Annotated in this window: 20 protein-coding genes; 11 read left to right on the top strand and 9 right to left on the bottom strand. The window is 57.5% G+C overall.

Annotated features, from left to right (window positions below):
• Nucleotides 1–137 precede the first annotated feature (137 nt).
• The 3 genes from VFA76_11995 to VFA76_11985 form a co-directional block, all read right to left on the bottom strand.
• Nucleotides 138–2,591 carry a DUF3536 domain-containing protein gene (locus VFA76_11995; protein ID HZR32559.1) on the bottom strand — a complete coding sequence of 818 codons (2,454 nt, stop codon included), beginning with the start codon at nucleotides 2,589–2,591 and terminating at the stop codon, nucleotides 138–140.
• Between the two features lie 75 nt (nucleotides 2,592–2,666).
• Nucleotides 2,667–4,037 carry an isocitrate lyase gene (gene aceA, locus VFA76_11990; GenBank protein HZR32558.1) on the bottom strand — a complete coding sequence of 457 codons (1,371 nt, stop codon included), beginning with the start codon at nucleotides 4,035–4,037 and terminating at the stop codon, nucleotides 2,667–2,669.
• A 48-nt stretch (nucleotides 4,038–4,085) separates the two neighbouring features.
• On the bottom strand, nucleotides 4,086–5,666 hold the full coding sequence (locus VFA76_11985) for a hypothetical protein (protein HZR32557.1): 1,581 nt from the start codon (nucleotides 5,664–5,666) through the stop codon (nucleotides 4,086–4,088).
• A 426-nt stretch (nucleotides 5,667–6,092) separates the two neighbouring features.
• Between VFA76_11985 and VFA76_11980 the strand changes: the two genes are divergently transcribed.
• The 3 genes from VFA76_11980 to VFA76_11970 all read left to right on the top strand — a co-directional run bounded on the left by VFA76_11980 (nucleotide 6,093) and on the right by VFA76_11970 (nucleotide 8,855).
• Entirely contained in the window at nucleotides 6,093–6,902 is an 810-nt protein-coding gene (locus tag VFA76_11980) for an ATP-binding protein (protein HZR32556.1), read from the top strand.
• A gap of 263 nt (nucleotides 6,903–7,165) precedes the next feature.
• Nucleotides 7,166–8,374, top strand: a complete 1,209-nt coding sequence (locus VFA76_11975) for a hypothetical protein (GenBank protein ID HZR32555.1) — start codon at nucleotides 7,166–7,168, stop codon at nucleotides 8,372–8,374.
• Complete coding sequence (locus VFA76_11970; protein HZR32554.1) at nucleotides 8,364–8,855, top strand: DinB family protein; 492 nt, start codon at nucleotides 8,364–8,366, stop codon at nucleotides 8,853–8,855. Before VFA76_11975 ends, VFA76_11970 begins: the two co-directional genes overlap by 11 nt.
• Before the next feature lie 26 nt (nucleotides 8,856–8,881).
• Here VFA76_11970 and VFA76_11965 read toward each other — a convergent pair whose 3' ends face one another.
• The gene (locus VFA76_11965) at nucleotides 8,882–10,429 is read right to left on the bottom strand and encodes a hypothetical protein (GenBank protein ID HZR32553.1); all 1,548 of its coding nucleotides are present in this window, start codon (nucleotides 10,427–10,429) and stop codon (nucleotides 8,882–8,884) included.
• A gap of 221 nt (nucleotides 10,430–10,650) precedes the next feature.
• Here VFA76_11965 and tldD point away from each other — a divergent pair, with 221 nt between their 5' ends.
• From tldD to selD, 6 genes are all read left to right on the top strand, one after another.
• Nucleotides 10,651–12,117, top strand: coding sequence for a metalloprotease TldD (tldD, locus tag VFA76_11960; GenBank protein HZR32552.1), 1,467 nt, complete (start codon nucleotides 10,651–10,653; stop codon nucleotides 12,115–12,117).
• Nucleotides 12,118–12,183: 66 nt separating this feature from the next.
• Nucleotides 12,184–12,714: an inorganic diphosphatase gene (locus tag VFA76_11955; protein ID HZR32551.1), complete on the top strand. Its 531-nt coding sequence runs from the start codon at nucleotides 12,184–12,186 to the stop codon at nucleotides 12,712–12,714.
• A gap of 22 nt (nucleotides 12,715–12,736) precedes the next feature.
• On the top strand, nucleotides 12,737–14,113 hold the full coding sequence (locus VFA76_11950; protein ID HZR32550.1) for a TldD/PmbA family protein: 1,377 nt from the start codon (nucleotides 12,737–12,739) through the stop codon (nucleotides 14,111–14,113).
• A gap of 95 nt (nucleotides 14,114–14,208) precedes the next feature.
• Nucleotides 14,209–14,754, top strand: coding sequence for a hypothetical protein (locus VFA76_11945; protein ID HZR32549.1), 546 nt, complete (start codon nucleotides 14,209–14,211; stop codon nucleotides 14,752–14,754).
• A gap of 143 nt (nucleotides 14,755–14,897) precedes the next feature.
• A complete protein-coding gene (locus VFA76_11940; GenBank protein ID HZR32548.1) occupies nucleotides 14,898–15,353 on the top strand; it encodes a DUF2393 family protein in 456 nt (151 codons plus the stop codon).
• A 51-nt stretch (nucleotides 15,354–15,404) separates the two neighbouring features.
• Nucleotides 15,405–16,484, top strand: coding sequence for a selenide, water dikinase SelD (gene selD / locus VFA76_11935; protein HZR32547.1), 1,080 nt, complete (start codon nucleotides 15,405–15,407; stop codon nucleotides 16,482–16,484).
• A gap of 52 nt (nucleotides 16,485–16,536) precedes the next feature.
• Here selD and ftsH read toward each other — a convergent pair whose 3' ends face one another.
• Both ftsH and tilS read right to left on the bottom strand, forming a co-directional pair.
• Entirely contained in the window at nucleotides 16,537–18,438 is a 1,902-nt protein-coding gene (ftsH, locus tag VFA76_11930; GenBank protein ID HZR32546.1) for an ATP-dependent zinc metalloprotease FtsH, read from the bottom strand.
• Between the two features lie 233 nt (nucleotides 18,439–18,671).
• Nucleotides 18,672–20,039, bottom strand: a complete 1,368-nt coding sequence (gene tilS, locus VFA76_11925; GenBank protein ID HZR32545.1) for a tRNA lysidine(34) synthetase TilS — start codon at nucleotides 20,037–20,039, stop codon at nucleotides 18,672–18,674.
• Nucleotides 20,040–20,171: 132 nt separating this feature from the next.
• On the opposite strand from tilS, the gene VFA76_11920 reads away from it, so the two are divergent.
• Nucleotides 20,172–21,563 carry a M20/M25/M40 family metallo-hydrolase gene (locus tag VFA76_11920; GenBank protein ID HZR32544.1) on the top strand — a complete coding sequence of 464 codons (1,392 nt, stop codon included), beginning with the start codon at nucleotides 20,172–20,174 and terminating at the stop codon, nucleotides 21,561–21,563.
• 46 nt (nucleotides 21,564–21,609) lie between these two features.
• On the opposite strand, the gene thrS is transcribed toward VFA76_11920, so the two are convergent.
• A complete protein-coding gene (gene thrS / locus VFA76_11915; protein HZR32543.1) occupies nucleotides 21,610–23,559 on the bottom strand; it encodes a threonine--tRNA ligase in 1,950 nt (649 codons plus the stop codon).
• Between the two features lie 119 nt (nucleotides 23,560–23,678).
• On the opposite strand from thrS, the gene VFA76_11910 reads away from it, so the two are divergent.
• A complete protein-coding gene (locus VFA76_11910) occupies nucleotides 23,679–24,032 on the top strand; it encodes a hypothetical protein (protein ID HZR32542.1) in 354 nt (117 codons plus the stop codon).
• Here VFA76_11910 and VFA76_11905 read toward each other — a convergent pair.
• Nucleotides 24,029–24,814: a lysophospholipid acyltransferase family protein gene (locus VFA76_11905; GenBank protein ID HZR32541.1), complete on the bottom strand. Its 786-nt coding sequence runs from the start codon at nucleotides 24,812–24,814 to the stop codon at nucleotides 24,029–24,031. The genes VFA76_11910 and VFA76_11905 overlap by 4 nt on opposite strands.
• Nucleotides 24,814–26,169, bottom strand: a complete 1,356-nt coding sequence (locus VFA76_11900) for a folylpolyglutamate synthase/dihydrofolate synthase family protein (GenBank protein HZR32540.1) — start codon at nucleotides 26,167–26,169, stop codon at nucleotides 24,814–24,816. Before VFA76_11900 ends, VFA76_11905 begins: the two co-directional genes overlap by 1 nt.
• Nucleotides 26,170–26,192: the final 23 nt, after the last annotated feature.

Here is a 26,192-nt window from a genome sequence, read left to right as displayed (position 1 = left end):
TCGGCTCCGGATGCCCGTTTGCAACTACCGGTCATTGGAAAGGCGCATCCAGCGGCGTTATGCGCGGTCTCAGTTGCACCACTTCCGGTTCAAAATGCGCGCGTAAGAAAGTAGCATTTCGGCGGCGAAATTCTATTCTAGGCCGCTACTGGCAAGGGTTTCAGGGAAAGGTCCTCAGTGGAAGCTTCGCATCGAACGCCCAGCAGTTCGCAGATCTTGACCCAGCGCCGCAACCGTTCATCGCGCTCCTCGCATCCTGTCCCCGCTAACACCTGCCGTGCCAGCTGATAGCAGACGTTTTGCGCTTTCCACAAGTCAACTTCAAACGGTAAGGCGCGTGCGAGCCGCACTGCAGCTTCAAAACGATCGAGCAGCGCGGGGTTCTGGGGGTCCTTCGTCAACTCGTCGGCTATCGCGGAGAGCCTGTTCTTCAGGGTGTACGCCAGACCAGCGTTGTCGAGGGTTACTTCCTCGCGCGCCACCGAATCCATGAGGCCTGCGATATTACCCAAATCCAATTCTTCAGCCTCAAACGCGTGTCGCAGATTGCTGTTCAACACAAATTCGGCGGTCATGTGCAGCACTTTTGGACGCGGCACTTTGATTTCGCTCAGGAACCTCAGAAGCGGGCCATCGCTCTCGTAAATCTGCCGATAGTTGGCCTCCGCCTCGGTGAGGCTGGTGTCCAGGATTTGCCGCACGATGCGGCGCTGCTCATCGCGGAACAGCGATTTCAGGGTGTAGCCGGCACCAGCAAAGTGCTTGTCCAATTGGCGCAGTGATTCGGCCACATCGGTCCGATTAAACGCTGCTGACACTTCCTGCAGCGTATTCCGATAAGCCTCCTGCCCCTGAAAGTTCCTTACTCCGGCGTTGATGTTGTGATCGCCGAAATGCAGAACTCCATAGGTAAAGGCGCTAGTCTCCTGCGTAATTTTGGAGCAAACATCTGCGTGGCCGAGTTCCAGCCTGAGGCGGCCGGACTGCAATGGCCGTCTGTGCCGCACTGTGACCTGATAGCAATAGATAGAGCTCTCTTCCGCGTGGTGATCGAACAGCGAACTTATCGCAAAATGAGCTGCAACTTTGAGTAGATCAAGCTTCGCCGGCTTGACCCATATCTGGTAAATCAGAGCACCGTCAGAGTACGCCGGCAGATTGCTCTTGGCCTGCCGCAACCGATTTAGAAACTCCGGCTCGAAGTCTTGTCCCAGGGTTTCCCGTGCCAGCTGGATGGCCCGTCCCGCATACATGATCACCTGCACGGTCTCGATTCCCGAGAGCTCATCAAAAAACCAGCCGCAACTCGTGTACATCAGCATGGCGTGGCGTTGCATTTCCAGCAGCTTCCAGACGACCACTTCGTCGTCAAGGGTGAGCTGGCGCGCGGCATGTCGCTCGAGAAACCCTTGCCGCGACCGCCGCGAGCGATCCAATACCACGTTGACGTATTCATCTCTCGCCGCCCACGGAACTTTGAGATACTCGCGCGCCCTCTGCTCATAAGGCCCGGCCAGGCTATCACGCAGCCAGTCGAGCGCCTGGCGGAGTGGTGCCCTCCAGTGTTGGCGCCAGTCTGCGTGCCCACCTGAATTGCATCCGCAATCGCTTCGCCAGCGCTCCACTCCGTGGGCACAGCTCCAGGAGGTATTGTTAATGATCTCCACCTCGTGCACGGGCGGATGCTTCTCGAGATATTCGCCGTAATTCGTGATGCGAGCGAGCTTGTTCGACTCGATATATTCCAAGGCATAGGCGAGCGCCATGTCACCATGCACGTGATGATGGCCGTAAGTTTCGCCGTCGGTGGAGATGTTCATCAGTTGCGGCCAGCGGCGAGAGTCGGAAAAACCGCTCATGAGTCTCTGGGCGAAGTGCTCCCCATTCGAGAGCAGGCCTTCGAACGCTACGGCGCGCGAGATCGGCCCGTCGTAACAGAACAGATTGATGCTTCGTCCCGAAGGAAGAGGCATGACATACGCGCGTGTGGGATCAATCCTGGCGCCTTCCACATTGCGCCAGCGCTGCCCTCCGATCTTGCGCACCTGCCGCACCTGGTGAGGCGCGAGGATGGTGAACCGGATTCCAAGCTCAGCCAGCACCTCCAGCGTTTCCACATCTACAGCTGTCTCCGGCAACCACATGCCTTCGGGAAAACGCCCGAACCGTTTTTCGAAATCGCGAATGCCCCACAGAATCTGGGTATATTTGTCGCGCCGCGTTGCCAGCGGCAGGATCATGTGGTTGTAAGCTTGCGCAAGTGCAGAGCCGTGGCCGGAGAACGAGTTTTGACTTTCCTCATCCGCGTTCAGAATCTGCTCATAAACCTGCGGGGCGGAGTCTTCCATCCAGGAAAGCAGGGTTGGGCCGAAGTTGAAGCTGATACGCGAATAGTTATTTACGATTTTGGCGATGTGACCTTCGCTGTCTAGAATCCGCGCGGCCGAATTCGGCGCATAACACTCCGCAGTGATTCGTTCATTCCAATCGTGATAGGGGTATGCGGAGTCCTGGACCTCGATGGCCTCTAACCACGGGTTTTCGCGGGGTGGTTGGTAGAAATGGGCGTGAATACAGAGGTAGCGATCCATGGCGCAGGTGGTTGGATGAAAGTTCCACCTGTCCGTGGTGCCAGCAATTCAGAAGATTTGTATGCGGCTAAGGCTTTAGGCCACTCGCTTCGCGGGCGTGGTGGCGGTAACCGGAGGGGGCAGAATGGCTTCCTCGAACTGCTCCTGCTCGGTTGACCCCTTCAACGCCAGAGTGGATGATGCTCCACCGGCAATGATCTGCGCCACCTGGTCGAAATATCCCGTACCCACAAAACTCTGGTGTTTCACCGCCTCGTAGCCGTAGCCCTTCTCCCGGTTGAACTCCTTCTCCTGCAGACGGGAGTAGGCCGTCATTCCGTTGTCTTTGAATCCTCGTGCCAGCTCGAACATGCTCAGATTTAAGGCGTGGAAACCCGCCAGCGTAATGAACTGGAACTTGTAACCCATAGCCGCAAGCTCAGTCTGGAAGCGCGCAATCGTGGCGTCGTCCAGCTTCTTCTTCCAATTAAATGATGGTGAGCAGTTGTACGCCAGCAATTTACTGGGGAAGTGGGCTTGCACCGCGTCTGCGAATCGCCGCGCCTCTTCAAGATTGGGTTCGGCGGTCTCGCACCAAATCAGGTCCGCATAAGGAGCGTAAGCAATACCGCGAGCGATAGCGGATTCCAATCCTCCGCGGATATTGTAAAAACCCTCGGCGGTGCGCCCGCCTGAAAGAAATTCGCGGTCGCGCGGGTCAATATCGCTGGTTAAAAGGCGGGCGCTGTTGGCGTCCGTCCGTGCCAGGATCAAGGTAGGCACACCCATAACATCCGCCGCCAATCGGGCCGCCACCAATTTCTGGATCGCTTCACTGGTAGGCACCAATACTTTCCCGCCCAAGTGCCCGCACTTCTTCGCTGACGAAAGCTGGTCCTCGAAATGGACGCAAGCAGCGCCCGCTTCAATCATTCCCTTCATCAACTCGAAGGCATTCAAACACCCGCCGAAGCCGGCTTCTGCATCAGCGATCAAGGGTGCGAACCAGTTCGTGGTGTTGTTTCCCTGGGCGTTGTGGATCTCATCGGCTCTCTGCAGCGCATTATTGATACGTCGTACCACGTTGGGCACGCTGTCCGCTGGGTACAAACTCTGATCGGGATACATCTGCCCGGCATTATTCGCGTCCGCCGCCACTTGCCAGCCGCTGACGTAAATGGCTTTCAAACCGGCCTGCACTTGCTGGATTGCCTGGTTTCCCGTCATTGCGCCGAGCGCCGTAACGTGGGACTCGTTTTGCAGCATGTCCCATAACCGCTCCGCTCCCATACGCGCCAGCGTGTGCTCGATATGAACCGAGCCGCTGATCCGAGCGACGTCTTCCGCGCTGTAGGGACGCATCACGCCTAGCCATCTTTTCGCGGTGGTCCAGTCCGAGCTGGTCTTTCCATTGCCGTTCTTTCCATTGCCATTCTTTCCGTTGACATTCTTTCCGTTAGTTGCCACGTTGGTACTTCCTTTCTTTCCTTACACTCTCCGCGCTAGACGCGGTCCTCAAACTGGGTCGAACTCGCCATTTACTACCATCGCCTCACTGATGCGTCGCGCTTCGCGGAATGTTTCCGGCGTTCCCAGGTCAGCGCGGGCCGGATTGGCAATGATCTTTTCCAGCTCTTCATCAAAAAGTCCGTGGATCAGTTCTGGCGTGTGCTCCACCAGGTTCCCCGATTCATCTTTCACTTCCGCGGCGCGGCCGTGCTTCATGCGCTGCGCCAGCATCAATCTGTAGATGCGGTCTGTTGCCAAATCTTCCATGTAGCCGTCGAGCAGGCTGGCGCCTTTGCCATTCAGCACCCCGTTGCGATAGCGAATCACGGTGCGAATTGCGGCCCGAGTGCCGGCCAGGGTCTTCTGCCCGACGCCTGTGGGAGCTGGTCGCAAGTCCGGATACCGTTCCGCCCCGGGCCGACGCACGTTTATCTGGTTAGGATTGGGAAACTGTTCAATGGCAATCTGGTTCTGGTCGGGATGGCCGGTCCAGGCGCCATCCATTAGGGAATCGGCCTCGTTCTTCTTGTCTTTTGCCAGACCCGCCAGAGCGCGGGCATTCAGCTCGGCATCTTCGCGGCTTGGATAAAGGGCGGTCATGCCGCCAATCGCAAGTGCTCTGCGTTTGTGACAAATTTCCGGCAACAACTCCCGCAGCCGCTGGAAGAACGACACATCGTGGGGAATGGTGTTGCGATCCGGAAGCACCCATTCGGGATCGTTCAAATTGAAGTGGATCAGGCTGGCCATGTAGTCCCAGCGGCCCAGATTCAACCCCAGGATGTGCTCGCGTAGATTGAAGAGGAACTCCTCCATCTGGTATGCCAACGGATGTGACTCCACCAGGGCCATGCACTTAATAAAGTCATGCGGCAGACCGCGAGCTTCGGCCAGCGCTTGAAACAGGTCTCGCCACCAAAGCGCCTCCTCTGCGGATTCTGACTTGGGAATGTAGATAGCGAGCGGGTGCTTCAGCTCGCTCGGGTCAATCCGGTACACGATGCTGGCTACGTCGAACAGCGAGGCTGCAACCGGCTCATCCCCGAAAACTCCACCCTGGCTGATGTGCAATCCCCGAGGCCGTATCCAGATGACCGTCTTACTGGGCTTGATGCCCACTACCTGATTGCGCTTCTTATCGAAGTAGGTCAGCTTGCCACGGAGGGCTTCGAGGATATTTTCTACTCCCAGGTGTTGGTGTCCCCATTCGTTGGCCGTGGAGTCTTCGAGGTCGAGCATCACTCCGGGTGCGCCGGAGTTGAGCATTTTGACCACAAGCTCCGCGTCATCTGCGGGGCCGGTCATCTGGTTGCGCTGGTCGGCGCACCATTCCGGCAACCCGATACGCCAGTCGCCCTTGGTGGCTTCCGAGGGCGGCAAGTGATTCGGCAAGCGGCCGCGATGCGCGTCAGCCAGGGCTTGAAGGCGCTTTTCAATAAGAAATTGCTGCCCGGGAGTGAACCGCCTGTGCAGAGGCTCCAGGAACTCCAAAAAGCCCGCTTGGAGATCGCGCTCGGCTGCTCCAGCCGGAGCCGTGTTGACCGTGAATCCCACCATTTGCCGCAAATTGACTGGCGAAACTGCCATGGCACTCCTGACAATTTTTGTCACTGACGTTCGGTCATGACGCTCCGTTTAGAAGCCAAACCTTAATCCCCGGTTGTGCTGCAGCTCACCTCATTTTGTGAGGCGACCAAGGCAGGATGACCTTCGGCCATGGGAGCATGGGCAATCCTTCTGCCAAGCCGGAGCTCGCCAGCGCAATGTATGTAGTCAGAAATTAGCCACTTAGTCGCTACCGCAAGGCTCATTGGGAGAGCCTCTTGCCATACTGTTTCACCTTTATGTCAGGTTTCTTCCTCGGTTCATGTGTCAAGCAGTACTGAGACTTCGTATTCCACAACTCGGAGCACAAGTCCACAAGTTGTACACAGAAGGTCGCTGCTTTGTCCTTGCGTGTTACCGTCGTGCTGGTGCACAGTCACATTGACCGAAAAAATACCCACATAGTTCATGAAGGCCTCCCTCGACGTTTGTCCCGTTTGTGATGGAACTGGCTGGAAGGCGCTCGCAAGCGTCGAATTAGCGGCGCAATCGGCCTCCGGCTCGACGAACGCGCGCAGGGTTACGCGCTGTGACTGCGCCGTCCGTGACCGCCGCGAGCGATTGCTGCAGCAGGCGCGTATCCCCAAACGTTATGAACACTGCGAGCTTTCGAACTTCGAGTTCGAAGGACCACATGGCAAGCTTGCTCCGGCCCGCATGGCGGCCTGCAAGTTTGTTGAAGAGTATCCCGTGGATACTACCGGCTTGCTTTTGATTGGCAGTATCGGGGTCGGCAAGACTCATCTGGCCGTCGGCATCATCAAAGAGCTGCTCACCACCAAAGGCATTGCGTGTCTGTTCTACGACTACCGCGAATTGCTGAAGCAAATTCAAAATTCCTATAACAGCTCGGTGCAGGCCACCGAACTCCAGGTCCTGCAGCCAGTTTTTGAGACCGAAGTGCTGGTATTAGACGAATTGGGAGCGGTGAAGCCCACAGAGTGGGTATGGGATACCGTCAGCTTGATCCTGAACACCCGCTATAACAACAATCGCACTACCATTATTACGACCAACTTTCCCAATCTGCCGGCGCGAGAGGCCCGCGGAAATCTCAGCAGCCGCAGCCGCGAAGCCGCAGATGATGCCGCCCGCGGCGAGACCCTTGGCGATCGTATTGGAGAGCGCATGCGTTCTCGGCTTCACGAAATGTGCCGGATTGTGAAGCTGGAGGGCCAGGACTATCGCGAGAAATTCCGCAACGCCAGCTTCAGATAAAAACCAAATCAACCACAGAGGGCACAGAGGAACACAGAAACACAAGACACCTTCACCAAAAAGGGCACGAAGGATCACAAAGGATTCTAAAATTTGGGAGACTTGGCCCTCTGGATTAGCGATTGTTTGTTTCTCGATTTACCTCTGTTTTCTTCTGTGCCCTCTGTGGTTAAAGACAAAACTCCTTCGTGCTACTTCGTGTCCTTTGTGGCGAAGCATCTTGTCTAACTGTGTTCCTCGGGCCCTGTGTGGTTAACTGAAGCATGCTCGCTCATCGGCTCGAGTTCGTCCCGGAACGCGATGCCGAGATCTTTGCCGCTGTGCCGGCCGGCCCGGCGGTCTTCATGTTGTGGGCGAGCGAGCCTGGGCAGGAGCCGTATGTCAGCAAAACAGCAAACCTGCGCCGCCGACTGATTCGCCTTCTGGGCCGCCCCGATGAGCCAAGCCGCCGACTGAATTTGCGGGCTCGAGTCGCACACATTGAGTTCACGGCGAGCGGTTCCGAATTTGAATCCGGGCTCCTGCTTTATCAGGTTCTCCGCCGCACATTTCCAGAGAGTTATGGCAGGCGGATGAAGTTCCGTTTTGCCCCGCTGGTCCGGATGCACATGGAGAATGCTTACCCACGCGCCTCCATCACCACGCGCCTCGGCAAGCTCGGGGGCCGCTCTTTTTATTACGGACCGTTCGCCTCCCGCGCGGCGGCGGAAAAATTCGCCAATGATTCCCTCGATTTCTTCAAAATGCGCCGCTGTGTGGATGAGCTTCATCCCGATCCAGCTTTCCCGGGCTGCATTTACTCGGAAATGAAGATGTGCCTGGCGCCTTGCTTCCGCGGCTGCACGGACGATGAATACCGCGCGGAAGTGGCCCGGGTGCAGGCCTACTTCGACAGCGGCGGACACTCGTTGGTGCGGGAGCTCTCGACGGCACGCGATCAGGCCTCCGGCAGCCTGGAGTTTGAAACCGCGGCTGCCACTCACACACGCCTGGAAAAGCTTGCACCTGTTCTCAACCAGCGTCCTGAAATCGTCCGGCGCCTCGACCGGCTCGCGGCAGTCATGGTTCAGCGCTCAGCCGAGGCAGGCTCTGTCGCGATCTTTCGGGTGGAGGCCAGCTGCCTTTCTGGCCCGATCACCTTTGCCGTCGCCCCATCCGCCGAACAGGCGGGGAAATCTCAGTCCATGGAATCGCGCCTGCAGGATGCGCTTGGGGCTTTTCCAGCCGCCGTACCCTCGTCGGCCATCGAACGCATGGAACATTTGGCGATACTAAAGCGCTGGTACTACCGCAGCAGCCGTGTGGGCGAGATATTCCTCGCGGATGAAAAGGGGACTTTGCCGCTGCGGCGCATAGTTCGCGGCATTTCACGCGTTTACCGCGGCGAGAAACCGGAGAACGCCATGCCAGTTTCCACCGCAAACGTGGGCCCGTCTATTTCAGAACAACCTGGGAGTAATCATGAAATCTAAAGGTAATTCCGACCGTGCCCTGCGCGAGCATCTGCTGTACCTGCTCAAAGGTGGTGGCGCGCACGCCACGTTCGACCAGGCGATTGCAGATTTTCCGGTTTCCCTGCGTGGGAAAAAACCTGGAGGCCAGCCCCACACTGCCTGGCGACTATTGGAACACCTGAGATTGGCTCAGTGGGACATCCTCGAATTCAGCCGCAACCGCAAGCACGTGTCGGCGGAGTGGCCAAAGGGATATTGGCCAAAAAGCGATGCGCCTCCCAGCGAAACTGCGTGGGACGAGAGCATCAAAGCTTTTCGCGCTGATCTGCGGGCCATGCAGAACCTGGTTGAAGATCCCCAGAACGATTTGTTCGCCAAGATCCCCTGGGGCGACGGCCAGACGTTACTGCGCGAGGCCATGCTGGTAGCCGACCACAATGCCTATCACCTGGGAGAATTGGTCTTGATCCGCCGTCTGCTAGGCGCGTGGAAGGACTAGACGGTAGTTTGGCGGCCCTGCCAATGTCAGTCGGCTGCTACCATGGCTTGCCGCAGATCTGATGGCCGTTTTCGGAACACCACCCGCACGGCTTCCCGCCACTGTTCCTGCACCCCAACCAGCATCCAGTCAATTTCCGGAGTTAGGTAGCGAAGAACCGTGTCAGACGCAGGATGGACGTGCAACGCCGGAGACACCAGCACCAATCGAGGCGACTCCGCTGACAGTTCACGTCCAGGAAAATAGCCGAAGCGGGTAAACTCGCCGCGGGCATGATGCCATTGCACTCGCGCCCAATAGTCCACCCCCTGGAGAGGCAAATGGATATCTTCGTCTGCCTTGAGTTCAAGCACGGTCAGGCGGCCCTCCCGGGTGGCGGCCAACAGGTCAATCATCGCCCGGTCTGACGCTGAAAAGGCCGGCACCTGGCTATAGACCGGCGACGCTTCCAGCGCTCCATCAACCGCTCGCACATCGCGCCTGACTAGCGACTCGAGCCAGCGCTCGGGGTGTATCCGCCATAGCGGTTGGTTCCGACTTCCATCGGCTTGGCGAGCGTCCACCAAAGTCAGCAGCATCCGTTTAAATTCTTCGATATTTTCTTCGGTCAAGACGGTTTCAGCGCCTGCTACCCCAAACACAATTTCCTGGCCATAGCGGAATGAGTTGGCTTGAGTGGCCAGGCGCGCCCGCGCAAACTCCAACCCGTGATAACGAAACCCAATTTCTGCTGGCGAGATGACGGCCATTTCTGCCCCAATGCACAGCTCGCGCATTCGGGACATGGATTCGGCAAACCTCTCCTCAGCCGAAGCCGGGTTACTGCATTGCAGCAACCGAGTGTCCAGGTTCCCGCGATCTTTTGGATCAAGCTCTTGCAGCGATGGCTCACGCTCGTCCATTTCGAACAGTTGCCATTTGGCGGCATCCTGGTCAAGATGCGCCATACGCTCGCGGATAACGCCCGAGGTCCCCGGCGGCACTATCAGTTTCAACCCCTCCACCAGGATGTTTGCAGGCTCCGACTGCCGGCACCTATCTAGCCACAGGATGCCGAACGTAAGCGCCGCATCAATCGATGCCTGCATTTCTTCTGAGTTCACGCCCAGGACCGCGAAAGCCGAGCGGCCCTTGCGCAGCACGCCACGCGCATACACCGGACCAAAGCAGTGCTCCAGGTCCATGGCCGAACTCAGCCGCACCAGGTTCAGGTCCGGCAAACAGCGTTGCAATGCCCGCTGCAGTACATGCTCGTACCTCTCACGTGCCGCCTTCCGGGCGGTGGGCGTCCGCCGATCGCGTTCCCAGCAGATTTCCAGGGTGGAGGGGCGGGTTTGCCCGAAGCGCAATACCGCCAGGCGCACAACTCCGTTGCGGCGGTCCATGTCCAGCACACGACGCACCGCATTCCGCTCCTCCGACCATAGATGGAGCAAGCACTTGCCGTGCTTCGAAGAGATGGAATATCGCGCGCGATCTAAGTCAAAAGCTACACCGCCATCCTCCAGGACAACTGCGTCTCGGTGGTCGGCCAGGAAGCCCTGCAGTTCACGGACGAGAGACTCTACTTGCACCAGCAAATTGTCGCGCTAGCTCCTGAGCCTGAATGTGACGAGCACCACAGTTCGCGGGCCTTGGCAATCCAAAATGGGAAGGAGAGGTTCAGGGCAGTGTCCTGGGCGACTCACGGTGTTCGGCGTACTAGGCGAGTGGCTAACTGAGTACTGGACGCTGTCCAATGACGGCTGTGTGGGATAATGGATGGCAGATTCTTTCCCTCTCGCCGGAACATCTAATGAGTGTGACTTTGGAAAAGCAGAAATTCTTCTTTGAACGCTACGGTCTGAACGAGCGTGACCTCGAGCGCTACCTGGGGGCGGCGCTCTCGGCGGGCGGCGATTATGCCGACCTTTACTTCGAATACCTCTCCTCCACCTCGCTGATGGTGGACGAATCCATGGTGAAGTCGGCCTCTCAGGGCATTTCCGCGGGGTGCGGAGTGCGGGTAATCACGGGAGAGCGCACCGGCTACGCCTATACCGACGACCTTGCCCCGGAAAAGATTCTTCACGCTGCGCGCACTGCAGCCTTAATCGCCAGCGGTCCGGCCAAAACGCCCGTGGTGGGGACGCAGCAGAAGCGTGCCCGCAGTTTGTACCCGGTCGCCCTGCCGACTCTGGATTCCGACGTTTCCGCCCGGGTAGACCTGGTCATGCGTGCCGATCGCGCCGCCCGCGCCTACGATCCCCGTATTCGCGAAGTCCGCGCCAGCTACGCCGACGAAGTCCGCAACATTCTGGTTATCGGCTCGGATGGAACTTTCGCCGAGGACTCTCAGCCCTTGGCGCGCTTGAATGTCTCCTGCATAGCGAAAGTTGAGGGGAATTCAGCTCGCGGCACCTTCGGCGGCGGCGGCCGAGTGGCCGTGGATTTTTTCCAAAACGAAAAGACTCCCGAGTACTTCGCCCAGGAATCCGCTCGGCAGAGCATTATTCAGCTCGACGCGCGCGAGGCTCCGGCCGGTGAAATGGAAGTCGTCATGGGTCCAGGTTGGCCTGGGATCCTGCTGCACGAAGCCATCGGTCACGGCCTGGAAGCCGATTTTAATCGGAAAAAAACCTCGGCGTTTGCCGGACTGTTGGGCCGACGTGTGGCCAGCGATAAGTGCACCGTAGTTGACAACGGAACCATGCCGGGACGCCGCGGCTCCATCAACGTTGACGACGAAGGCGCTCCCACGCAAAACACGGTCCTAATCGAAAAAGGCATTCTAAAGGGATACCTGAGCGACAAACTTTCGTCCAAGCTGATGGGAATGCCCGACACCGGCAACGGCCGCCGGGAGAGCTATGAGCACATCCCTATGCCGCGCATGACCAACACTTATATGCTGGCGGGCGAGGATGATCCGCAGGACATCATCCGCTCCGTGAAGCACGGCGTCTATGCAGCCAATTTTGGCGGCGGTCAGGTAGACATCACCAATGGCAAGTTCGTCTTCTCAGCCTCCGAGGCTTACATGATCGAAGACGGCCAGATCACTGCTCCGCTGAAGGATTGCACTCTGATCGGCAATGGTCCTGACGTGCTGACTCGCGTATCCATGGTCGGCAACGATCTTCGCCTGGATGAAGGCGTCGGCACCTGCGGCAAGGATGGTCAGGCGGTTCCGGTGGGCGTCGGAATTCCCACCCTTAAGGTGGACCGGATCACAGTCGGCGGTACTGGCAAGCGCGAACCGGCCAGCGACTACATGAAGTAAACAGCAGTTGAGCGTGCCGCCCCAAGCGCCGTCAATCGCGCAATGTACCAAAATTATCGAGAACTGATGACCAATTACTTAACTCTGCCCATCGGAGATAACGCTCCCGATCTGGTCAATGCGGTAATCGAAGTGCCTTTGGGCGGCGAGAACAAGTACGAGTACGACAAGAAACTGCAAGTCTTCCGGCTGGATCGAACTTTGTACTCGCCAGTACATTATCCCGGCGACTATGGATTCATCCCGAGTACGCTGGCTGGTGACGGCGATGCCCTCGATGTGTTGGTGCTCGTGGACAAGCCCAGCTTTCCCGGATGCTTGATAGAGGTTCGGCCGCTCGGAGTTCTCGAAATGCTCGATCAGGGCCTCTGCGATGAGAAGGTGCTTGCAGTAGCCAATAACGATCCCCGGTATAGTGAGATCAGAAATTATTCTGAAATTTACCCTCACGTGCTTCTCGAGATTGAACACTTCTTCTCGATCTACAAAGACCTGGAACGCAAACGCACGCAGATAGCCGGTTGGCACGATCAATTCGCCGCACGAAAGGTAATCACCGAGAGCAGCCAGCGTTTTCTGCAAGCGCGGGCTGCGTAGCAGCAATGGAACCTCAATGCATATGACGTCTGAAGTAGTCGTAGCTGAAAAAACCGATCTTAAGGAAATTGCTACCGATGTGGTGCGCCGGGCGATGGCCGGCGGCGCCACTGACGCTGAAGCAGTAGTGCGCGAAGGCAGCGAATTTTCTACCGTGGTCCGGCTGGGCGAGACCGAGACCCTCAAAGAATCTGGTTCCCGGGCCATTGGCGTGCGGGTCTTTTCTGGGCAACGTGCTGCCAGTACGTACAGCAGCGATTTCGCTCCGCAGGCCTTGGAACAGATGGTCAACTCGGCTCTGGCGCTGGCGCGCGTCACCTCGGAAGATCCTTTTGCCGGCATTCCCGAAGCATCCCAGCTCGGCTCAATTCCCGGCGATCTCGATCTTTACTACGAAGACGTTTTTTCGCTTCCTACCCAAGAGCGCATTGAGTATGCGCGCCGCTGCGAAAAGGCAGCGCTCGGAGCGGATCCGCGCATTCGCAATTCTGAAGGCGGTTCCTTCGATGCTGCCACTGGACACAAAGTACTCGCGAACTCGCGCGGCTTCGTAGGCGAATATCGCCGCTCCTATTGCTCAGTTGCTGCCGTTCCCATCGCCCAATCTGAAGATGGCAGTATGCAGCGCGACTACTGGTATTCGGTGGCACGCAGCCTTAGCCGATTGGAGTCGCCGGAGAAAGTTGGCCAGATCGCGGCAGAACGCACCCTTCGCCGCTTGGGCGCTCGCAAGGTGAAGACTGCTCGGGTTCCCGTGGTACTCGATCCCCAGGTCTCCCGCTCCATTCTCGACCACATTTTTGAAGGCGTGAACGGGGACTCGGTTTATCGGGGCGCATCGTTCCTGGCCGGTAAGCTGGGCGAGCGGGTGGCCGGCGAGAACGTAACCGTCATTGACGATGGCACCATGCCCGGCGGCTTCGGCACCAGTCCCTTCGACGGCGAAGGGATCCCCACTCGCCGCACCGTCGTTATTGACCGGGGCGTGCTGAAATCCTACCTGTTGAACAGCTATACCGCGCGCAAGCTGGGGCTGGTCACCACCGGCAATGCCGCCCGCGGACTGGCCGGCAATCCGGGTATCGGCCCGGGGAACTATTTTCTCCAGCCGGGAACTAAGTCGCCGAAAGAGATCATCGCCGGGATAGACGAAGGCTTGTACATCACCGAATTTCTCGGCTTCGGGGTGAACCTGGTGACCGGCGATTACTCGCGCGGCGCAAGCGGACTCTGGATTTCACGAGGCGAACTCACCTATCCGGTAGAAGAGATCACCGTGGCCGGAAACTTGAAAGACATGTTCTGTAACATCACCGAAATCGGGAATGATCTTGAATTCCGGGGCTCGGTCGCCGCGCCCACCATTCGTCTAGATGGTCTCACCATCGCCGGCCAATAGCCCGGGCACAATATCAGTACACCTGCTGGAGCAAACTCCCGCTCATCGCTAGCCATCAGACTCGGTGTTAGGGGAGATTGTTGAGTCCGGCTTGGATGGCGACGAATCCGCAATATCAACCGCTTCAGAAAGGGCCGCAGCTTGTACCTGAGCCGCAGGCCCCGGCCAAGAGGCAATTTCCCGGTCCACTGGTCGCCATTGTGGCGACCGCTGCCATCCTGACCGCCCTCATCGTGTCGCTGCCGAGTGTTCCAAACCAACGGGTAGCGACCATCGCCGCGGCCCATCAGCCACAGCAGCCTACTGGAATCCAGGTGCAACTCACCGACCTGAAAATGGTTCCCGCCCAGGTCGGGAGCGCTTTTTATCTCGACGGGCAGCTGATCAACAATGGCGGCGGTGATGTCACTGGTGTGCAGCTCCAAGCCGTCTTCAAGGGCGGGAACGGCCAAGTGCTGGATACGCAAATCCGTCCTCTGAACGGGGTCCGCGCTGGTGGCGGAATGCAAGATCTCTCCCAGGCGCCGATTAAGCCTAACGAAGCACGTCCGGTGCGAATTTATTACGATCATTACCCCCAGAACTGGAACCGGCAAATGCCCGAGCTGAAAGTGACTGCGGTGACCAGCAGTAACCAGTAACCCAAGCATCACCTGGCAAGATTCCGCTGGCCCGGGCCCGCTATCCAAAGCAACAATTTCCCGAGAAAACCTCCTAACCATTACAATTCCCAACCATGGGTGGCTTTAGTCAGCAGACTCCAACGGACGAACGCAGTGGCCTCTTGCCCACAATCGGCGTGGGTGTCCTGATTGTTGTTATTGTGGTTGCTGCCTTCACGTTCCTAAGTCGCGGCGAGCATAAAGGCCCTACGCCGCCGCCCGCCTACGCCAGGAAGCTCGTGCTCAGTGACCTGAAGCTGAGCGCCGCCGAGAACTTCGTGGGTGGAACGGTGACATACCTCGACGGCAAGATCACTAACAACGGCGACAAGACGGTTACGCGAGTGATCGTAGAGGCTAATTTCAAGAACTCTCTCGGCCAGGTCGTGCAGCGGGAGACACTGCCCATTCGCGTGCTCAAAACTACCGGCCCCTATCCTGACGTGGTTGATCTTAGCCAGGCACCCCTGGCCCCGAACCAGACGCGTCCGTTTCGTCTCACGGTTGAAGGAACTCTTTCTGCCGATTGGAACCGCGAGTATCCGGAGCTCAGAGTTACGCAAATCACTTTGAAGTGATCCGCCAGGCGTTTTTCCGAAGTCAGCTGCTGCCCCATTTACAATGTCCGCATGACCGAGCAAAAAGTCCGGCTGACGGAGACCGTCAAAGCCGCGGGTTGAGCTTCCAAGCTGAGTCCGGCGGCGCTGGACGCGGTGCTTGGGAAATTAGCCCGGCAACAGGACGCGAACGTGCTAGTCGGCTTCGATCACGCCGACGACGCCGGGGTGTATCAAATTGCGCCTGACAACGCTTTGGTACAGACGGTTGATTTCTTCACTCCCATCGTGGACGACCCGTACACCTTCGGCCAGATTGCCGCCGTCAATTCTTTGAGTGACGTTTACGCTATGGGTGGGCGGCCACTGACTTCTCTCGCGCTGGTGTGTTTTCCCGAGAAGGGCGACCTGGAGATCTTGGAGCGGATTCTGGCCGGCGGATTGTCAAAAATGGTCGAAGCTGGGTGCACCGTGGTCGGCGGCCACAGCATTCGCGACGAGGAACTTAAGTTCGGCTACTCGGTCACGGGGACCGTTCACCCTCAGCGCGTGCTGGCCAATGGCGGCGCGCAACCCGGCGACGGCTTGCTGCTGACAAAGCCTCTGGGCACGGGCGTGATCTCCACCGCGATCAAAAAAGGCAAAGCTCGGCCGGAATGGATTGATGCCGCCGTAGCCTCGATGACCATGCTGAACAAGACCGCCGCGGAAGTGATAACCACGAACCACGTGGGGACGGGCGCCCTCGCCCGTCCGGTTTACGCCGTCCACGCCCTCACCGACGTTACCGGCTTCGGACTGATCGGCCATGCTCGTGAGCTCGCCCTGGCCAGCAAAGTTTCGCTGCGAATCAGGTCCGGGCATGTGCCTCTACTTCCCGGTGCACTCGAGTGCGTGCGCGCGGGCTACATTCCCGGCGGTCTGAAGGCCAACCGTGATTTCGCCGAATGTGTAGTTGAATTCGATCCCCAGGTCCCGGACGAAATCAGGACGATTTTGTTTGATCCCCAAACGGCAGGCGGCCTTCTGATCTCAGTGGCGGCTACGGACTCAGAAAAGCTGACCCAGGCTTTGCACCATGCTGGCGTTCCCGCAGTGGAAATCGGCGAAGTGGTGCCGCAATCGGAGCCGTTGATCCGCTTTCTTCCTTAAGACAAAAAAATGGGCGGCCCTGAGGCCGCCCACTGTGAAACTCGAAACTGATTTACGCCGGCGCCGGCCGTTCCCCGGGCTTTACGGCCCGTCCCGGTTCAGGCTTCAACACTTGCTGCACGCCGCCATCATCCTGGGAAGGAGCTGCCTTGGCCGGCAGTTCCTTGCCGTCAATAAGCATCTGGATTTCCTGTGCATCAAGCACTTCGCGCTCCAGCAGCGCCTTGGCGATTCTCTCCAGGATGGGGCGGTTGGCAGAGAGGATCTCGGTAGCGGATTTATATCCCTCATCTACGAAGCGTTGTACTTCCTGGTCAATCTTGATCGCCGTGTCTTCACTGTAATCACGATGCTGGTTGATCTCACGGCCAAGGAAGATTTGCTCTTCCTTCTTACCGAACGCCAGCGGCCCCAGGCTGCTCATTCCGAACTCGCACACCATTTTGCGGGCCAGCTCGGTGGCCTGCTCGATGTCGTTGCCTGCGCCTGTGGTCATGGTGTTGAGGAACAGCTCTTCTGCCACGCGCCCACCCATCATGATGGCCAGCCGCGTCTCCAGGTAGTCACGCGTGTAGGTGTGCTTATCGTCAATGGGCAACTGCATAGTGACACCCAATGCCATGCCGCGAGGAATAATCGTTACCTTGTGTAACGGATCAGAGTGCTTGCGCATAACAGCTACCAATGCGTGCCCACCCTCGTGGTACGCCGTTACCTTCTTCTCCTCATCCGAGAGCAGCATGGACTTGCGTTCCGCTCCCATGAGGACCTTGTCCTTGGACACTTCAAAGTCGTACATCAGAACGACTTTGCGGTTTTGGCGAGCGGCGTTAAGGGCGGCTTCATTGACCATGTTGGCCAGATCGGCGCCGGAAAATCCCGGTGTGCCGCGGGCCAGCACTGAAAGGTCAACATCATTGGAAAGAGGAATCTTGCGGGTGTGCACCCTCAAGATCTCCTCCCGGCCGCGAATGTCCGGCCGAGGCACTACCACTCGCCGATCGAAACGTCCCGGCCGCAACAACGCCGGATCAAGCACATCCGGGCGGTTAGTAGCGGCGATTAAAATTACGCCTTCGTTCGACTCGAAACCGTCCATCTCCACCAGCAACTGGTTGAGGGTTTGCTCACGCTCATCGTGTCCGCCGCCCAGACCAGCGCCGCGATGACGTCCCACCGCGTCAATTTCATCAATGAAGATAATGCAGGGGGCGTTCTTCTTTCCTTGCTCAAACAGGTCGCGTACACGGCTGGCGCCCACGCCGACGAACATTTCTACAAAGTCAGAGCCGGAAATCGAGAAGAATGGCACGTTGGCTTCGCCGGCAACCGCTCTCGCCAGAAGCGTCTTACCGGTTCCGGGAGGGCCAACCAGCAACACGCCCTTAGGAATACGGCCACCCAGTTTCTGAAATTTCTGAGCCTCTCGCAGGAATTCAATAATCTCCCGCAGCTCTTCTTTGGCCTCGTCCACGCCGGCCACATCTTTAAAAGTGACCTTCTTCTGCTGCATCGAGAGCAGCCGCGCCCGGCTCTTGCCAAAAGACAAAGCTTTGTTCCCGCCGGTCTGCATCTGGCGGATCATGATGAACCACAGCGCACCCAGCAGAATGAGAGGCGCCAGATTCAGTAGCCAGGTCGGCCAGCTTCCACCCTGAACATCCTTGACGGTGATGTTGACGCCCTTATCGCGGAGCGTCTTGATCATCTCTGGATAGCTGGAAGGAACGGTGGTATGAAAGGCACTCTTGTCGCCGTTGTAGTGACCCCGGACCTCTTGTCCGATTACGGTGACGTCCGCAACTTTGCCCTGGTCCACATCGTTCATGAACTGCGAGAGATTAACTTCGCGGTCCTTGGTACCCTGCCCGCCGGCCTTCACAACCTGCCAGAGCAGTACCCCGGATAAAATTATGACCAGCCAGAACACCACCGTTTTTACCGTTGAATTCACGAAATAACTCCCTGAATAAAGGCCAAATTACACCCACACCCCTCAATCATGGAAGGAGGACTGGGCTTCTCAGAATTAGATGCTGCGAGATGATGTTGCGAGACAAAATCCCGTCTCCTATTGTACCCCGTTTGCCGATCTTTTTTACGCGGCGAACTTTCGTGTTCTCTGTGACTTAGGTCACTGCAAGTTTTACTGCAACGAGGTACGGAAGATTGAAGTATAGCGCCGGATCAGGAATCGACAAACACTTCCTCGATAAGGACACCCGGATCGTTCCCGCTGCGTACCCGATTCGCTGCGCCGGGAAAACCGCGCACCCATACAATTTCGTCTCCTGCCGCGACTACCGGCCAGAGCCGGCGTTCTTCCTGGGGCACCCGATGTTCATGCAGCAGTTCTTTGATCTTCTTGGGACCCTTGCTATGGGCCGGCCAGAAACGGTCACCTGGTCTCCAATTTCGAACCACCAGTTCTCCCGGGAGCAGGTCGGCTCTGAACACTTCGGAATTGCGCTTCCGGCCTGGGCTTTTGCCGCCGTTTGAAAACAGCTTCGCCTTAAATGCCGTCCCGGTCTCCGCAACCTGCACTTCTCCGGGGATATGCAGACGGTATTCATAACCGTTCGGTGGCTTTGACGCCGGATTTTCCCGGGAGGCACCTCTACCAAACCACAACTTCGTTCCGCGGCGTACTACATACGAGCCACCCTCGAGCGGTACCATCTTTTCTCCTGATGCTGGAGCCTCGGCCAGGCGCAGGATCCTCTCTACTTCCTTCAATCCCAAACGCAGTCCATGCTGCTCAGCAACCTGCCGCAGCAGCCGTCGCCGCAACGCGAGTGGCTCCGCAACCAGGCGACTGACCTCTACAACATTGGCGGACCATGTCGCCAGGATTTTCTGGACGCTCTTCTTCCAGCACTCCTCCTCGGCTCGCGCAATTTCCGCCAGCTCACTAAGTCGCTCCGATGTTTCAGGGTTGAACTCGCGCTCCAAAAGAGGTAACAGGGCCTGCCGTACGCGATTGCGTGCGTGTTTCAGGTCAAGATTGCTTGCGTCTTCTCGCCACGGCTGCCTCAACTCTCTTAAATATTCCCGCAGGTCGAGACGACGAGTCTGCAGCAAGGGCCGCACAATCTCCCCGCAAAGCTGTTGGTCATCGTCTTGAACTGTGACGCGCGGATAAATTCCTGCCAATCCACGCGTTCCTGCGCCGCGAATTAATCGCAACAGCACCGTCTCTGCTTGATCGTCCAAGGTGTGCGCGGTGGCAACTTTGTCCACTACCCGGCGTTGCATCAGCTGGCGAAAATATTCAAACCGCGATTTGCGGCCCGCTGCTTCCAGGCTGAGGTGTTCAGCAGCCGCATGTCCGGGCACATCGGCTGCACTGGCGTGCAGTTCCAGAGCGAACTCCCGCGCCAACTCCGTGACAAATACCTGATCTTGTTCCGCTTCTGGCCCGCGAATCTTATGATTCAGGTGCACCACCGAAAGCACCAGTCCCAGTTCATCGCGCAGTTCCAGCAACAGCCGCAGCAGTGCAATCGAATCCGCGCCCCCAGAAACCGCGACCCCTAGACGATCTCCGGGCCGCAATAATTCCTCCTCCTGTACGTGCCTTCGAAGGCGCTGGGAGAGCTGTTCCACCGTTAGATAGTAATCCAAGCGCCTCGACCATTGGGACTCATGCTGCCGAGGGGATCGCCTTCTGTTATCCTGCGCACGCCCATGATCGCTAAAAAAGTAGTGACTGCAGTCGCTGTAGTGTTCCTTGCAATCTCAACCTTCGCCCAGAGCTCGGCTTCGCAAGACACTCACCAACAGGCGGTGGATTTCCTTTCCGCCCTGGTAAAGATTGACACTAGCAACCCGCCCGGCAATGAGATCAAGACGGCGCAGTACATCAAAGGCGTGCTGGATGCCGAAGGTATTCCGTCCGAAATCATCGAGTCGGCGCCCGGCCGGGCCAGCCTCATCGCTCGCCTAAAGGGAAACGGCAGCAAGAAACCGCTCCTACTCATGGGTCACCTCGACGTGGTCGGGGTGGAGCGCAGCAAGTGGACGGTGGATCCCTTCGCTGCCGTAATCAAAGACGGCTATCTCTATGGCCGCGGCGCCAGCGATGACAAGGCCATGGATGCCGCCGACCTGGTTGTATTTCTGAAACTCCATCGCGACCGGGCGCCACTAGACCGCGATGTAATTTTGCTGGCGGAGGCCGGTGAGGAGGGCACCAGCCAATACGGCATTGACTATCTTGTAGAACACGCTTGGGAGAAAATCGCCTCGGAATACGCTCTGAATGAAGGCGGCATTACCAATGTGGTGAACGGACGCGTGCAGTACGTCGGCGTCTCCAATACCGAGAAAGTCCCCCGCGGTCTCAAACTGGTGGCGCATGGCAGCAGCGGTCATGGTTCGATGCCGCGTCTGGATAACGTCAATACCCATCTTGGGGCGGCAGTGGGCAAAGTCGGCTCCTGGCAACCGCCCATGCGTCTGAATGAAACCACGCGCGAGTTCTTCAGCCGGCTCGCGAGCATCAGTCCGCCAGATCAGGCCTATCTTTTTACTCATCTCGACGATCCACAAGTGCAGGAGAAACTCCGGGCAAACAACATCTTCTACAACTCGATGTTGCGTACGTCAGTAGTTCCGACCATCATGCGCGGAGGCTTCCGGGAGAACGTAATCCCCGCCGACGCCGAGGCTACTTTGGACGTCCGTGCGCTGCCGGATGAGAACATTGACCAGCTGATCTCAACCATCCGCAACTTGATCAATGATCCTGAAGTCGAAGTAACTCGCCTTGAAGGCGGCCAGCACCGCCCCACATCCGCACCTTCCGACATTCACAATGAAATGTTCACGGCCCTGGAGCGCGCCCAAAAACAAATCTGGCCTGCAGCAATTACCCTCCCTTTAATGCAGACCGGCGCCACCGACTCCGCGCAATTGCGCGCCAAAGGCGTGCAAGCCTATGGAATCGATCCCCCAATGGACGATGACGACCTGCATCGCGTTCACGGGAATGACGAACGCATGTCAATCAACGGGTTAGGTCAATTCGTGGATTATTTGTGGGCAGTGGTGACAGAAGTGGCGGGCGGGAAACAATAATTCAATGCTACTCAACTCACGTGGTCCAAGGCGAGGGCGCCTGGGCCTACGCAAGCTCCGGAGTCTTCTCCTCGATCAGCCTTGAAATACGTTTCACGAAGTCTGCGGCCTCCACCTGTCCTTCGTCGCCCTTGCCGCGGGTGCGTACACTGACCTTGCCTGACTCGGCTTCTTTGTCCCCCACAACCAGCAGAAACGGAACTTTCTGCAGCGTATGCTCGCGAATCTTGGCATTCATCTTCTCGTTGCGACTGTCAACCTGCACGCGTACACCCGCAGCTCTGAGTTGTTTTGCAACCTGCTCAGCATACGCATGGTGGCGTTCGCTGATGGGGATGAGCGCCACCTGCACGGACGACAGCCATACCGGAAATGCTCCAGCGTAGTGCTCAATCAGCACCCCGAAAAATCGCTCAATCGAGCCATAGAGGGCACGGTGCACCATTAGCGGCTGATGGTGCTTGCCATCTTCGCCTACGTACACCAATCCAAAGCGTTCTGGCAGAGTGAAATCAAACTGCACCGTCGAAAGCTGCCATGGACGGCCGATTGCATCCACGAGCTTGATATCAATTTTCGGGCCGTAAAAGACCGCCTCCCCGGGCATGGTCTTGTATGAAATGTTGCGCCGCTTCAGTGTGTTTTCCAGGGCACCAATGGCAATGGCCCAGTTCTCATCGGTGCCGGAATACGATTTGCGATCTTTTACATCCCAGATTGAAAGCTCGGCGTGGTAGTCCTTGAACCCAAATGCCTGCAACACGGCCAGCGCAAAATCCAGGCAACCGTCAATCTCGCTTTCGATCTGGTCAGGCGTGCAGAAAATGTGGGCGTCATCCTGGGTGAAGCCGCGCACCCGCAGCAGACCATGCAGCACCCCTGAGCGCTCGTACCGGTACACAGTGCCAAGCTCACCCAGCCGCACCGGTAAGTCACGGTAAGAATGCAACGAGTCCTTATAAATCAAAATGTGGAACGGACAATTCATCGGCTTCACGCGATAGTCCGCGTCGTCGAGTTCCATGGGCGTAAACATATTCTGCGAGTAATAACCTTCGTGGCCGCTGGTCTTCCAGAGGTCAAGCCGCGCGACGTGAGGCGTGTACACCAGCGAATATCCACGCTTGATGTACTCATCGCGCATCCAGTCTTCCATGGTCTTGCGAATGATGCCGCCCTTGGGGTGCCAGAAGATCAGCCCCGGTCCCGCCAGTTCCTGGATGGAAAATAAATCCAGCTGCTTTCCCAGTACGCGGTGATCGCGCTTCTTCTGCTCCTCGAGCTGATGCAGGTAATCATCCAGGTCTTTCTTGTTAAAAAATGAAGTGCCATAGATGCGCTGCAGTTGCGGATTCTTTTCATCTCCTAACCAGTAAGCGCCGGCAATACTCAGCAGCTTGAAAGCCTTGATTTTCCCGGTTGACGGAATATGCGGCCCGCGGCAGAAGTCAAGGAACTTTCCAGTTTTGTAAATGGAAACCTTCTCATCGGGCTTGGTGAATTGCTCGATGAAGTGGCATTTCATGAAGTCGCCTTCCGCCTTGAACCTCTCCAGCCCTTCTTTGCGTGGCAGAAACTCGCGCGCATAAGGAATGTCCTGTTGCGCCAGTTCCTGCATCTTTTTTTCGATCTTTTCCAAATCTTCAGGCGTAAATGGCGTTTGCCGGTAAAAATCGTAGAAAAAACCAGTATCGGTAGCCGGCCCGTGGCCCAGCTTGGTTTCGGGGAACAATTCAAGCACGGCAGCCGCCAACAAGTGGGCCGATGAGTGGCGATACACCTGCAGCGCTTCGGCATCTTTCTCAGTCAAAATGCGGAGGTCGGTGTCTTTATCCAGCGGCTTCGTGAGATCAATCAGATCGCGGTTCGTCTTTGCAACCAGGGCGGCACTGGCCAATCTGGGGCTGACGTCCCGCGCGACATCCAGCGCAGTGGTGCCCCTAGGTTTCTCCTGAACGCTGCCGTCGGGCAGCTTGATTTTGATGGTGTCTGGCATGGAGAATACGTGGTCTGACGAATATTCGAGTGTAGGCGAACCCGCAGGAAAGGGTCAAACCTGCCATAACTCTTTCCGAACCGTACCGCGTCGCTGGCTGGCTCTATTAGAATGTCGCGATGCCGCCGGCCATCGTTAAACCGACTATCTCACCCAACGTTCTCGATCAGATCGATGTCCGCGTAGGCACGATCACCGATGTCACGGACGTGCCCAACTCGGACAAGCTCGTGCAACTGCATGTGAACTTCGGCGACCACACTCGCACAATCGTCGCTGGAATGAAGCAGGAGCGCACCGACCCCAAAGAAATCATTGGCAAGCAAGCATTGTTCGTCGTTAACCTGGAGCCTCGCAAAATTCGCGGCGTCATCTCTGAAGGAATGTTATTCGACATTGGCTGGGCCGACGGCGTTCGTCCTGTGCTGGCGGTACCGGAGAGCCCAGTGCCAGACGGAACACGCGCAGGCTAGTCGGCCTGCGGCTCACTCGAAACGGTGGCGATGTCCACTTGCCGTGGGTCTTTCACTGTCGCCCGCGAATAGTACAAGTCCTCAACTGCCTTCTTTACTTTTTGCGACACGGTCTCCATGTCGCGCGGGCTAGTTCCAATAGTCGGGATCGGCTCTCCCACCAGCATCTCTACGGGACGTGGTTTGATGTGAAAGGTGTTCATGGGCAGCAATTCATAGGTTCCTACTAATGCCATCGGCACAATATCAACCTGCGCCTTTACGGCCAGAAAGAACGCTCCCGGCAAGAAAGCACGAACTTGCCCGGTAGGGGTGCGGCCACCCTCGGGAAAGATCACCAGTGGCATGCCGCTTTTCAATGTCTTCACCGCTGATTTGATGTCTCCAATTGATTTTGCCGGGTTCTGCTGATCAACGCATACCTGACCCGACCGCTGCAGATGCCACCCCATGAATGGATATCGAAATAGCTCCTTCTTGGCAACGATCCGAAACTGGAAAGGCAGGTAAACGTACAACACCGGGATGTCCATTGCGGACGCATGGTTGACCGCGAAAACATGCGGGCGCGAGGTGTCGATCTTATCCAGCCCGCGCACCGTCACTGGAACGCCGATTGTCCGCAGAATCAACCATGACCACAGGCGCGCAAAGCCATGCTGAACGCGCCCGCCCCGATCTACGAACGATGAAAGAAGTGAAAGTATTGCCAGGACGATGGTGTAGCTCCAGATCAACGGGTCGAAGATCAGGTACGACCGGAGGCGGCTGAGCAGATCCATTACGCGGAGATTCCCAAGGCGCGCATGGCCTCACCCACAAGGTAAATGGAACCGGTGATCACCACCACTCCATTAGGTTTTGCCAGGGAACGCGCGCGCGCAATCGCCGCAGGTACATTTTCCGCAGTTTCCACATCGGCTCCGGTGCGCTGCGCTGCCTCGCGGATTTCCTCAGGGGTAGCAGAGCGCGGATTCTCTGCCTGAGTGGCAATCACGTGCTCCGTCACAGGAAACAGTATCTCTTCCATTTCGTGCACCGCCTTGTCGCGCATTGCGCCAAATATCATCGTCTTTGGCCGATCATCATACCGTTCCGAAAGCGCCGACCGCAGCGCCCAGGCGCCTGCTGGATTGTGTGCCACATCGAGCACGAGCTCTGGCATGTCCTTTGTCGCGGGAAGAATGTGGAAGCGGGCTGGCCAGTGGGTATCGCGGATGCCGCGCTCGACCTGCGCGGCAGTAACTTTGAACCCGTGCTGGTTCAATTCCACCGCTGCTGCAATCGCCAGGGCAACATTGCGCAACTGGTGCCTCCCTATAAGTGGCGATTGCACCTGAATCCGCTCCCCGAGCACCGTAAGGGGATATGAACTGCGCCCGCTTCGTTCGCTTGTACCGTTTCCCCTGATGTATACCTCCGATCCCGGGGAAACGGGCGGCACATAGGGCACAGCACTCACCGCGCGGGCCTGGCGTTCGAGAATCGTGTTTCCAATTACGTCATTCGCCTCCGGATGTTGCGGCAGCGTGACCACCGCTCCACCGGCGCGGATGATTCCGGCTTTCTCCCGAGCGATCTCGCCCACCGTATTTCCAAGGAACTTCTGGTGATCCAGTGAAATATCGGTTATTACCGAAAGCCGCGGCTCGACAACATTGGTGGCATCCAGCCGCCCACCCATGCCTACCTCCAACACCGCAATATCAACTTTGCTTAGGGCGAAGTAGCCGAAGGCGATAGCGGTCAGCATTTCAAAAAAGCTGGGATGCCATGGCAGCTCTCCTGCTCTCACCAACCCATTTGCGATTTCCTCTACTCGATCATGAACCTTGGCGAATTCGGCATCGTTGATTTCTCGTCCGCCCACGCGAATCCGTTCATTCAGTCGAATCAGGTGCGGAGATGTGTACAGTGCGGTGCGATAACCTGCGGCGTGGAGAATCGCAGCTAGAGTTGCTGCTGTGCTCCCTTTGCCATTGGTGCCGGCAATGAGCACCGCTGGAAATTTCTTTTCGGGATGTCCCATCGCACCCAGGAGCACGCGCATGTGTTCCAGGTCGAACTTGTGCGACGGCATGGTCGCCAGTTCGTGTCCCAATGCATACAAGTTTGCGACAGCGGTTTCGTAGGACATTGGTTCTACAGTTCCAGGTACGA

It is taken from the genome of Terriglobales bacterium, from assembly GCA_035651655.1.
GTDB lineage: Bacteria > Acidobacteriota > Terriglobia > Terriglobales > Acidobacteriaceae > DASRFG01.
Note: the sequence above shows the minus strand (reverse complement) of the source record. Positions and strands in the feature narration are given on the sequence as shown.

Coding starts and splice junctions, on each gene's coding strand:
- VFA76_11995 (HZR32559.1), bottom strand. CDS start 2,591: ATGGATCGCTACCTCTGTATTCACGCCCATTTCTACCAACCACCCCGC.
- VFA76_11985 (HZR32557.1), bottom strand. CDS start 5,666: ATGGCAGTTTCGCCAGTCAATTTGCGGCAAATGGTGGGATTCACGGTC.
- VFA76_11980 (HZR32556.1), top strand. CDS start 6,093: ATGAAGGCCTCCCTCGACGTTTGTCCCGTTTGTGATGGAACTGGCTGG.
- VFA76_11975 (HZR32555.1), top strand. CDS start 7,166: ATGCTCGCTCATCGGCTCGAGTTCGTCCCGGAACGCGATGCCGAGATC.
- VFA76_11970 (HZR32554.1), top strand. CDS start 8,364: ATGAAATCTAAAGGTAATTCCGACCGTGCCCTGCGCGAGCATCTGCTG.
- tldD (HZR32552.1), top strand. CDS start 10,651: ATGAGTGTGACTTTGGAAAAGCAGAAATTCTTCTTTGAACGCTACGGT.
- VFA76_11955 (HZR32551.1), top strand. CDS start 12,184: ATGACCAATTACTTAACTCTGCCCATCGGAGATAACGCTCCCGATCTG.
- VFA76_11950 (HZR32550.1), top strand. CDS start 12,737: ATGACGTCTGAAGTAGTCGTAGCTGAAAAAACCGATCTTAAGGAAATT.
- VFA76_11945 (HZR32549.1), top strand. CDS start 14,209: ATGGCGACGAATCCGCAATATCAACCGCTTCAGAAAGGGCCGCAGCTT.
- VFA76_11920 (HZR32544.1), top strand. CDS start 20,172: ATGATCGCTAAAAAAGTAGTGACTGCAGTCGCTGTAGTGTTCCTTGCA.
- thrS (HZR32543.1), bottom strand. CDS start 23,559: ATGCCAGACACCATCAAAATCAAGCTGCCCGACGGCAGCGTTCAGGAG.
- VFA76_11910 (HZR32542.1), top strand. CDS start 23,679: ATGCCGCCGGCCATCGTTAAACCGACTATCTCACCCAACGTTCTCGAT.
- VFA76_11905 (HZR32541.1), bottom strand. CDS start 24,814: ATGGATCTGCTCAGCCGCCTCCGGTCGTACCTGATCTTCGACCCGTTG.
- VFA76_11900 (HZR32540.1), bottom strand. CDS start 26,169: ATGTCCTACGAAACCGCTGTCGCAAACTTGTATGCATTGGGACACGAA.